Origin of the sequence: Sphingomonas sp. (assembly GCF_051962185.1) — a bacterium.
In the GTDB taxonomy this organism is placed as follows: domain Bacteria; phylum Pseudomonadota; class Alphaproteobacteria; order Sphingomonadales; family Sphingomonadaceae; genus Sphingomonas.
Genome location: NZ_JBQCCN010000046.1, coordinates 1 through 9,654 on the forward strand (window position 1 = coordinate 1; position 9,654 = coordinate 9,654).

Annotated in this window: 6 protein-coding genes and 1 pseudogene; 4 read left to right on the forward strand and 3 right to left on the reverse strand. The window is 66.1% G+C overall.

The window, feature by feature from the left end; genetic code table 11:
• Together ACTHJR_RS02870 and ACTHJR_RS02875 are read right to left on the reverse strand one after the other, a co-directional pair.
• Positions 1-393: pseudogene (locus ACTHJR_RS02870) on the reverse strand (hypothetical protein); the annotation flags it as partial.
• Between the two features lie 8 nt (positions 394-401).
• Positions 402-1,538, reverse strand: coding sequence for a glycoside hydrolase family 88/105 protein (locus ACTHJR_RS02875; protein WP_440521566.1), 1,137 nt, complete (start codon positions 1,536-1,538; stop codon positions 402-404).
• Positions 1,539-2,000: 462 nt separating this feature from the next.
• Between ACTHJR_RS02875 and ACTHJR_RS02880 the strand changes: the two genes are divergently transcribed.
• The 4 genes from ACTHJR_RS02880 to ACTHJR_RS02895 all read left to right on the forward strand — a co-directional run bounded on the left by ACTHJR_RS02880 (position 2,001) and on the right by ACTHJR_RS02895 (position 8,588).
• Entirely contained in the window at positions 2,001-5,129 is a 3,129-nt protein-coding gene (locus ACTHJR_RS02880; RefSeq protein ID WP_440521567.1) for a TonB-dependent receptor, read from the forward strand.
• 116 nt (positions 5,130-5,245) lie between these two features.
• Complete coding sequence (gene manD, locus ACTHJR_RS02885) at positions 5,246-6,457, forward strand: D-mannonate dehydratase ManD (protein WP_440521568.1); 1,212 nt, start codon at positions 5,246-5,248, stop codon at positions 6,455-6,457.
• Complete coding sequence (locus tag ACTHJR_RS02890; protein WP_440521571.1) at positions 6,451-7,527, forward strand: LacI family DNA-binding transcriptional regulator; 1,077 nt, start codon at positions 6,451-6,453, stop codon at positions 7,525-7,527. The genes manD and ACTHJR_RS02890 overlap by 7 nt, the downstream gene beginning before the upstream one ends.
• 11 nt (positions 7,528-7,538) lie before the next feature.
• Positions 7,539-8,588 (forward strand): alginate lyase family protein, encoded by a 1,050-nt coding sequence (locus ACTHJR_RS02895; protein WP_440521569.1) that lies wholly within the window; start codon positions 7,539-7,541, stop codon positions 8,586-8,588.
• 229 nt (positions 8,589-8,817) lie between these two features.
• Here ACTHJR_RS02895 and ACTHJR_RS02900 read toward each other — a convergent pair.
• On the reverse strand, positions 8,818-9,654 hold an 837-nt coding region (locus ACTHJR_RS02900; RefSeq protein WP_440521570.1), incomplete at its 5' end, for a DUF4861 family protein.

The window sequence follows — 9,654 nt, forward strand, 5'->3', positions numbered from 1 at the left end:
TTGGTGGAGCGCCGAGGTGTAATAATAGATGCCCCAGCTGTCGTTGGGATCGTCGACCGTGAGGTCGGCGATATCGGCGAATTCGGTCAGCCGCTCGGCGAGCCTCGGGTCGCCCGGTTTCAGCTCGAGCACGCGATAGGCCATCATCGCGGCGATCTTGCCGGGCAGGAACTTGTCGCCGCTGTCGAACACCCTGACGCCGCCCAGTTCCATCGCGCGGCGCTCCCTGAGCAGCCGGTCGAGCAAGGCGTCGACCTGGGGCATGATGCGATGCTCGACCGTCTCGTCCATCGGCGCGACCGTGGCGTAATACGGGCCGCGCTCGGGCGCGGTCGATGGCGCGACCGTCGGCCTGTTGCCGACCAGCGCGAGCGTCGCGACCGCCAGGATCATCCGCCTTCTCATCGCGCGGGCCGCCGCCGCGCGAGGTCGTAGAGCGCGGTGCCGGCGAGCACGAACGCTCCGGCGCCGTAGAATTGGGTGTCGGTACGCGCGACCGCGTCGGGCCGGTCGCTGACTTGCTGCACCCAACCGATCATGCCGTCGGGCTGGACCGCACGGCCCAGCGCCGCCCAGCCGCGCAGCGCCGCGGCCAGATAGGTGTCGCGGTCGAGCAGGCCGAGGTCGACGCCGCGCGCCAGCGCATAGACGAAGAAGCCGGTCCCGCTGGTCTCGGGCGGGACGCCGGGGCCGTCGCCTTCGAGCAAGGAGGGCGCCCAATAGCCGTTGGGCCGCTGCAAGGTGACGACGCGCGCCGCCATCTCGCGGAACAAGGCGACGTAGCGCGCCCGCACCGGGTCGCGGCGGTCGAGCGAGTCGATGATACGGATCAGCCCGGCCATCACCCAGCCGTTGCCGCGGCTCCAGAACAATTTGCGGCCATGGTCGTCGCGCCGGTCGATGAAGCGGCTGTCGCGGAAGAACAGATGCTCGGCGGGATCGAACAGATAGGCCTTGGTCGCGGCATAATCCTCATGCGCCAGCCGCGCGTACCGCGGATCGCCGGTCGCGCGCGACAGCCGGATCATCGTCGCCGGCGCCATGAACAGGGCGTCGCACCAGCACCAACGCGTCGTACAGGGCGGATCGCCTCCAGCTGGGTTGGGAACGAAGGCCAGCCCGCCCGCCGGGCGATTGGCCAGCAGATTGTCGTAATAAGCGCGCATCGGCTTCAGCGTCGCCGGGCCCGCGCCATGCCGCGCCGCCCACAACCAGACCTGGCCGATCAATTGGTCGTCGGCATGGAAAGGACGATCGCCCAGCCGCCATTGCTGCGCGCGGCCGAGATCGAGCAGCGTCGATCGGTAGCGCGGGTCGCGATCGGCGAGCTCGGTCATAGCCACCCAGAAGGTCGCCTGTTGCCAGTCGCGCGGATTGCGCAGACTGGGCCGGTCGGTGATGACGCGGTCGAGGCCGTCGCGGTGCGCGATCTGCCAGTCGGCGACGCGCCGGGCCTGGGCCAGAATGTCGGCCGGACGCGGCAGCGTGGCGCGCGCGTCGGCGGCGGCCACCACAAGCATCGGCGCGCTCAGCAGCATGATCGCTGTCTCTCCCTAAACGACCCGGAGTCTTTGGCTACCGGTGTCAATAACGATAATCCGCCAAAGTTGTATGTCAACCCGAGCGCCATTTTCAATCTGGCCAGTGCGCCGCTCGCTTCTCGAACGACGGAGCAGCGCGACGGGGCGCCGTCGCAATGGTCGCCAAAAAATTACGAAATATCGTTATATTATATGCAATTGTGGACCACAATCGCGGAAGACGCGGTTTCGACGAAAGCGCCTCCTGACGCCGGGCCACGGCTCGTGGCGCGGTCGAGACGGCCATCGCCGGGCAATAAAAAATTGCCATTTTCGTCGCGACTTGTGAAAAGATGTAATACAACTTTGCCGATTTTTGTTGACAGCGCGGGGCGCTCGGCGATGATTGGAACCTGACACCGGTAGCAAGACGCCCATTCCAACGCGGCACGGCACCGGGCGAAAAACATGGGGAGGATCATGACCAAGATCGCATTGCGTACCGGCACCGCCATTTGCGCCCTGCTCGTCACCGCACCGGCCTGGGCGCAGCAAACATCGACCCCGCCCGGCGGCGATCAGGCGACGGCGGCACCCGACACCGCCGCGCCGCAGGAGGACGAAGGGGCGAAGGGCGACATCGTCGTCACCGGCTTTCGCCAATCCTATGCCGATGCGCTGAGGACCAAGCGCGACGCCGCCCAGATCACCGACTCGATTTCGTCCGACGGTCTCGGCCGCTTTCCCGACCTCAATGTCGGAGAGGCGATCCAGCGCATTCCCGGCATCCAGATCAACCGCGAGGCGGATGGCCGCGCCGCGACGATCAGCCTTCGCGGTCTGCCCGGCACCTTCGCCCGCACGACGCTGAACGGCGCGGGTTTCGCCGATCCGGTGCTCAACGGCTCGACCCCGCTCGGCGCCTTCAATTCGGACATCTTCACCTCGATCACCGTGATCAAGTCGCCCACCGCGGCCGACCTGGCCGGCGGCCTGTCGGGCAATATCGACCTGCGCATCGCCCCGGCGCTGACGCGCAAGAACGGCGGCTTCGTCAAGGCGTCGTACGAATATGACGATCTCGGCAAGTTCGCCACGCCGTCCTTCACCGTCGGCTACAACGGTCACCTGAGCGACAATTTCGCGGTGTTCGGCGTCTTCGCCTACAAGCAGGAGAAGTTCCGGCGCGATTCGATCACCGTCAACAGCTGGAACAACAAGCTGGGCTCGATCCAGGTCGGCAACCAGAAGACGCCCGGCTCGAACCCGGTCTATGACGCGCTGATCGCGCAATATCCCGGCGGCGTCTATTATCCCAGCCAGACGCGGCAGCTGGTCCGCTACAATGCAGGCAACCTCTTCACCGGGGCGACCGGCTTCGAATGGAAGCCGACCTCGACGCTGAAGATCGGCGCGACCGGCTTCTATACCCAGCGCAATCTGGACAAGTCGTTGAACTTCCTCCGCTACATCGACGCGGGCGCCGGCAACAACAGCAATACCGCGCTCTCGGCGACGTCGGCGGTCGCCCATATCACCGCGCTGGGCACGCCCTACCTGGCGCAATCGCCGAGCGGGCAGCGCGCCTATATCAACAGCTTCTCGGCGGAGAATATCAACACGTTCGACTCGATCCGTTCGGAACCCGGCAAGCAACGCACCTGGGCGATCACGCCCAATATCGAGTTCGACGACGATAGCTGGCGGGTGAACGTGCAGGGCACCTATTCGCGGGCGAAAGTCGTTTCCAACCAGATCGAGCTCGACATCGTGCAGAACCCCTACCGCAATCTGGGCGCGGCCGGGCTCAACGGGATCACCACCTCCGTCTACACCGGCGGCACCGATCTGTCGGGCTATACGGCGGTCCTCAACACGCCGAACGCATCGCATATTCCAACCGGCGGCTATCCCCTGCCGCCCCCCGCGAACGCCGCGACCCAGGCCGGCGCGCAGCTACCGGGCGCGGCCGCGGGGACGCTCGGCGACCGGTTCGGCGCGACCGGCACCAACGGCTCGAGCGAAAATCAGCTCGACGCCTTCCAGATCGACCTGGAACGCAAGTTCGATGGCGTGCCGATCCTGACCAGCCTGCAGGCGGGCTTCCGCTACGAGCGGCGCAATTACATCTCCACCGGGTCGCGCAACACCGCCCTGGGCGCCAATACCGGCGCCATCACTCCCGCCATGTCGCAACCACTGCCCTATGCCAGCGACTTTTTCGGCGGAAACGCGCCCGGATACAGCGCCAACTGGCGGACGCTCGACATCAATCAGCTGTTGGCGACGATCACGCCGGTCAATACCGCCCCGCGTTCGTCCAGCAATCCCAACGGCCTGCCGGCGCAATTCGCGTTCGACCCGTCACTCGGCGTGTTCCTGACGCCTTATGGGCTGGTGAACAATTATTGGGACCCGAATTACTACAACAACAATTTCAACAACGAGAACAAGATCTGGTCGGTCTATGGCATGGCCAATTTCGACTTCAGGCTGGGCGGCGTGCGGGTGCGCGGCAATGCCGGCCTGCGCTACGAGAATACGAAGAATCAGGTCAACGCGCTCGACTGCGACAATTGCAGCTCGACCAACTCCAACGCGCCGCTGCCGATCAACCACCGGCTGCTGACGCGGACGTTCAACCAGAAATACGACTATTGGCTGCCGTCGGCGATGTTCGCGGCCGAATTCACCAGCAAGCTGATGCTGCGCGGCGCCTATTACAAAACCTATGTCCGGCCGCAGCCCCGCGACACCAGCCCGATCACCTTCGTCCAGGAACCGGTCGCGCCTATCCCGCCATCGCCGACGCCCACCGCATCGCCGTCTTATACAGTGTCGATCGGCGCGCCGTCGCTCAAACCCTATTCCGCCAATTCCTACGATCTGTCGCTGGAATGGTACAATCGCCCCGGCGGCATCATCGCGATCGCCGCCTATCAGAAGGACATCAAGGGCTATATCGGCCCGATCACCGACCGCAACGTGCTGTGCCCGGCCGACGGCCGCTTCAACGGCGTCGACTACGGCCTGGGACCGTTGCAGGTCGTGGGACCGAATTGCCGAACCGTACGGACCTTCACCAACCCGGCCGGCGCCCAGGAAACGGCTGTCGTGCTGGCGTCGGGCACCACCAACCAGTCGCCGATCCGGGTCCGCGGGATCGAAGTCTCGATCCAGCAGAATTTCGACTTCCTGCCCGGCTTCCTGAAGAATTTCGGGGGCGGCGCCAATTATTCGTACACGACCATTTCCGGCACCGACCCCAGCGGCGCCAAGATCACCCTGCCCAGCGTGTCGAAGAACAACGTCAACGTGATCGGCTATTACGAGACCAAATTGTTCGGCATCCGCCTGGTCTACAACTGGCGCGGCAAATACGACCTGGCGGCGGGCAACAGCTTCGTCGGCGACGCTCGCAGCGTGAAGGCGCGCAGCCAGCTCGACGCCTCGGCGACGCTCAACATCACCAAGAGCATCTCGCTGTCGGTCGATGCGTTCAACCTGACCAACGCGACGCGGTCTGAATATGAATCCGATCCGATGCTGCCGCGCCGGATCGACTATGACGGCCGGACCTATCAAGCCACATTGCGCGCGTCGTTCTGACGGCGCCCGGAAAAAAGGGGTGGCCGATGCCCCCGGCGGCCACCCTTTTCGTTTCAAGCCTATGGAAATTACCCCCATCGAAGTTGTATGACAGCTTTGCCGGGAAGGGATATCGGATGCTGAAGATTACGAGTGCGAAGGTCGTCGTCACCTGTCCGGGGCGGAACTTCGTCACCTTGAAGATCGAGACGAGCGACGGCGTGCACGGCCTGGGCGACGCCACGCTCAACGGTCGCGAGCTGGCGGTCGCGAGCTATCTGACCGACCATGTCATCCCGTTGCTGATCGGCCGCGACGCGCACACGATCGAGGATATCTGGCAATTCCTCTATCGCGGCGCCTATTGGCGGCGCGGACCGGTGACGATGGCGGCGATCGCCGCGGTCGATACCGCGCTCTGGGACATCAAGGCCAAGGTCGCCGGGCTGCCGCTCTATCAATTGCTCGGCGGCGCCAGCCGCGGCGGCTGCATGGTCTATGGCCATGCCAATGGCGCCGATATCGACAAGACGATCGAAGCGGCCCTGGTCTATCAGGCGGAGGGCTATCGCGCGATCCGGCTGCAATCGGGCGTGCCCGGTCTGTCCTCGACCTATGGCGTGTCGAAGGACCGCTATTTCTACGAGCCGGCCGACGCCGCCTTGCCGACCGAGAATATCTGGTCGACCGAGAAATACCTGCGCACCGTCCCCGAGCTGTTCCGGCGGGCACGCGAGGCGCTGGGCTGGGACGTCCATCTGCTCCACGATGCGCATCACCGCCTGACTCCGATCGAGGCGGCGCGGCTCGGCAAGGACCTCGAACCCTACCGCCCGTTCTGGCTCGAGGATGCGGTCGCCGCCGACAACCAGGCCAATTTCCGCCTGATCCGCCAGCATACCACGACGCCGCTCGCCGTCGGCGAAGTGTTCAACTCGATTTGGGACGCCAAGCAGCTGATCGAGGAGCAGCTCATCGACTATATCCGCGCGACCGTGGTCCATGCCGGCGGCATCACCCATCTGCGTCGGATCGCGAGCTTCGCCGACCTGCACAATGTCCGCACCGGTTGCCACGGCGCCACCGACCTGTCGCCGGTGTGCATGGCGGCCGCGCTCCATTTCGGCCTGTCGGTACCCAATTTCGGCGTGCAGGAATATATGCGCCACACCGAAGAGACCGACACGGTGTTCCCGCATGCGTACAGCTTCGATCGCGGGCTGATGCATCCCGGCGACGCGCCGGGGCTCGGCGTCGATCTCGACGAGGCGCTGGCGGCCCAGTACGAATACAAGCCCGCCTACCTTCCGGTGAACCGTCTCGAAGACGGCACGATGTGGAACTGGTGACCGCCGCCACGCGGATCGCGCCGGCCGAGGCGAAGGCGCGCGCCAGCCTGACGATCAACGACGTCGCGCGGATCGCCGGCGTGTCGAAGAAGACCGTCAGCCGCGTCATCAACCGTTCGCCGCGGCTCAATGTCGAGACCCGCCGCCACGTCGAGGGAGTGATCGCCGAGCTCGGCTACAAGCCCAATCCGCAGGCGCGCGCGCTCGCCCGCGGGCAGAACTTCCTGATCGGGCTGGTCCATGGCAATCCCAATGCGCAGACCGTGATGAACGTCCAGCACGGCATGCTCGAAGCGCTGCGCGACACCGATTTCGAGATGGTTGTGCGCCCGCTCGACCGCGCCTCGCCGACCTTGCTCGACGATCTGCGCGACTTCATCGAGCGCCAGCGCCTGTTCGGGGTGATGCTGATGCCGCCACTCAGCGAGAATGACGCGGTGGCGCAAGTCTGCGCCGCTCTCGGCTGCCGTTACGTGCGGATGGGGTCGACCCTGCTCGACACGCCCGAGCGCAGCGTCGCGTCGAACGACCGCGAAGGCGTGCGCGAGGCGACCGCGCATCTGATCGCGCAGGGCCATCGCCGCATCGGGCTGATCGCCGGCCCCAGCGGCTTCCAGTCGGCGATCGAGCGCCGCGCCGGGTTCGAGGACGCGCTGCGCGCCGCCGGGCTGCCGCTCTATCTCGAGATGGTGACGGGCGGCGATTATCTGTTCGACTCGGGCGTGCGCGCGGGCGAGGAATTGCTCGGCCTCGCCGTCCCGCCGACCGCGGTGTTCGCTTGCAACGACGAGATGGCGGCGGGGGTGATCCATGCCGCTTGGCGGCGCGGGCTCGACGTGCCGCGCGACCTCTCGGTGATCGGGTTCGACGGCGCGCCGATCGCCGAGCATCTGTGGCCGCCGCTGACCACGGTGCGTTGGCCGATCGCGTCGATGGCGCGCGCCGCGACGCTCAAGCTGATCGCGGCGGCGGACGATCTTGGCGCGGCGGCCGGCGAGCCGTCGCATTTTCCCTCGACCCTGGTCCGCCGCGCCTCGGTCGCGCCGCCGGTCGCCGCTCCATCCGCCTGACGAGGACGACCATGCGCGCGCTGCTGCTCCTTCCCGCCTTGCTGCTCGCCTCGCCGGCGACGGCCGCGGACTATGCGTTGCTCGGGCCGCGCTTCGCCGCCGGCAAGCAGGATGACGCGGTCGCCAGGGCGGTGATCGCCCGCGCTCGCGCCGCTTTGGCACGCCGGCCCGGCGCGATCCCCAAGCTCCACACCGAAGGCACCCTCCCCGGCAAGGGCATTCGCGAGATCAGCCTGAAGGCCAAGGCGGATCAGCCGATCATGCTCGATCTCGCGATGGCGTGGCGGCTGACCGGCGACCGCGCGTTTCGCGACCAGGCCGGGCGCTATCTCGGCGATTGGGCGCGCATCTATCAGCCGTCGTTCAATCCGATCGACGAGACCGGGTTCGACCGCATGGCGATGGCCTGCGATCTGGTCGAGGCAGACTTGCCGAAGGACATGCGCGACCGGCTCGACGCTTTCTGGCGGCGGATGGCGGTCGGCTATCTCGACGCGATGGATGCCGGTCCGACGCATGGCGTGACCAATTGGCAGAGCCACCGCGTCAAGCTCGCGACCATGGCGGCGTTCCGCACTGCTGACGCGAAATTGATCGCGCGCGCCCGCGCCGCTTATCGCGAGCAGGTCGCGGCCAATCTGCGTCCCGACGGTTCGACCTTCGATTTCGAGGAACGCGACGCGCTGCATTATGTGACCTACGACCTCGAGCCGCTGGCGATGGCGGCGCTGACCGCCAAGGTACATGGCGAGGATTGGTATCATTGGGCCGCGCCGAGCGGTGCCAGCCTGCCGAGGTCGCTCGACTGGCTGGTACCCTATGCCGAGGGGACCAAGACCCACATGGAATTCGTCCATTCCAAGATCCAGTTCGACCGCGACCGCGCCGGCGCGGGGCAGGAGGAATATGCCCCGCATTTGTGGAAGCCGGGGGCCGCGCTCGACCTCTACCGGGTCGCGAGCCTGCTCGACCCGCGTTATGCGGGGCTGAGCGAGGCCCTCGCCGCGCAGAGCAAGCGGGGGCCGGAGGCTTGGGCCAACTTGTTCGCGGCGATGCGCTAAGCCCGCTCGCCGGCGTCGGGTTGTGAATCCTTACGGCGCGCTACCCACCGTCGTCACCCCGGCCTTGTGCCGGGGTCCACCGGGAAGCCCGTCCGGGAAAAGAGGATCAACGGGCCGGGAGTGAGGCACGGTCGATCCCGGCACAAGGCCGGGATGACGACGGAGTTTTGGCTAGTGCTGGTCCGTCAATGCAGCCAAGTTCGAAGGGTGAGACGGGAAGCCGCCCCCCTCACCGCCGCGGATCGAAATCCGGCTTCTGCGCATCGACGTAGGCCTGCCAGGCCGCCTTGCTGTGGAAATCCAGGCCTTTGCTCCACGCCGCCCCCTCGTAATAGACGAACGGCTTGCCCGGCGTGACGCGGACCAGGACGAGGTAATTGTCGTAATCCTGGCGGAATTCGACGATCGACGCGGGATCGACCATCACCGCGATGCCCATCGCGCCCTTGACCGGATCCTCCGGCCCCCACCAGGTCATCCGGCCGGTCTTGCGGTCGGTGACGATCGTTCCGTCGGCGGTGCGCGAGGTCGGGTGCTTGGCGATGCCGATCCCGACGATCAGCTCGCCGCGCTTGTCCGACGACAGGGTCGAGACCATGCGCGTGAAATTGCTCCCCATCGGCAGTGCGAATTGCCGCGTCTCGCGAACATTGCGCACGACGTCGACCGGCCAGGGCGCATAGGTCACTTCGAATTTCGCGACGTCGGGGCCGTTCTTGAGGATGCGATAGCCCCGATAATTGCGCGAGACCCAGAGCTTGTTGTCGTACCAGATGCCGAGCCCGCCATCGCCGCGCGTCGTCCCGACATCGTAGAAATCGAGCCCCTCGCCATGATAGCGATGCTGGTCACCGGTGTGGAGTTGGCGCTCCATGAACGGCCAGCGCACGTTCTTGCCCCAGGCGTCGATTCCCGAGGATGACGGCGGCTCGTCCGCCTCGAGCGCATGGCCGTAGATGCGGTGGGCGATGCGATCGTTCTCGTACAGGATGTCGTCGAAGCGATAGGAGGCCATCGACACCGCAGCGCGCGGGGTGCGGGCGTCGCCCTGGGGCGGGGTCATCGC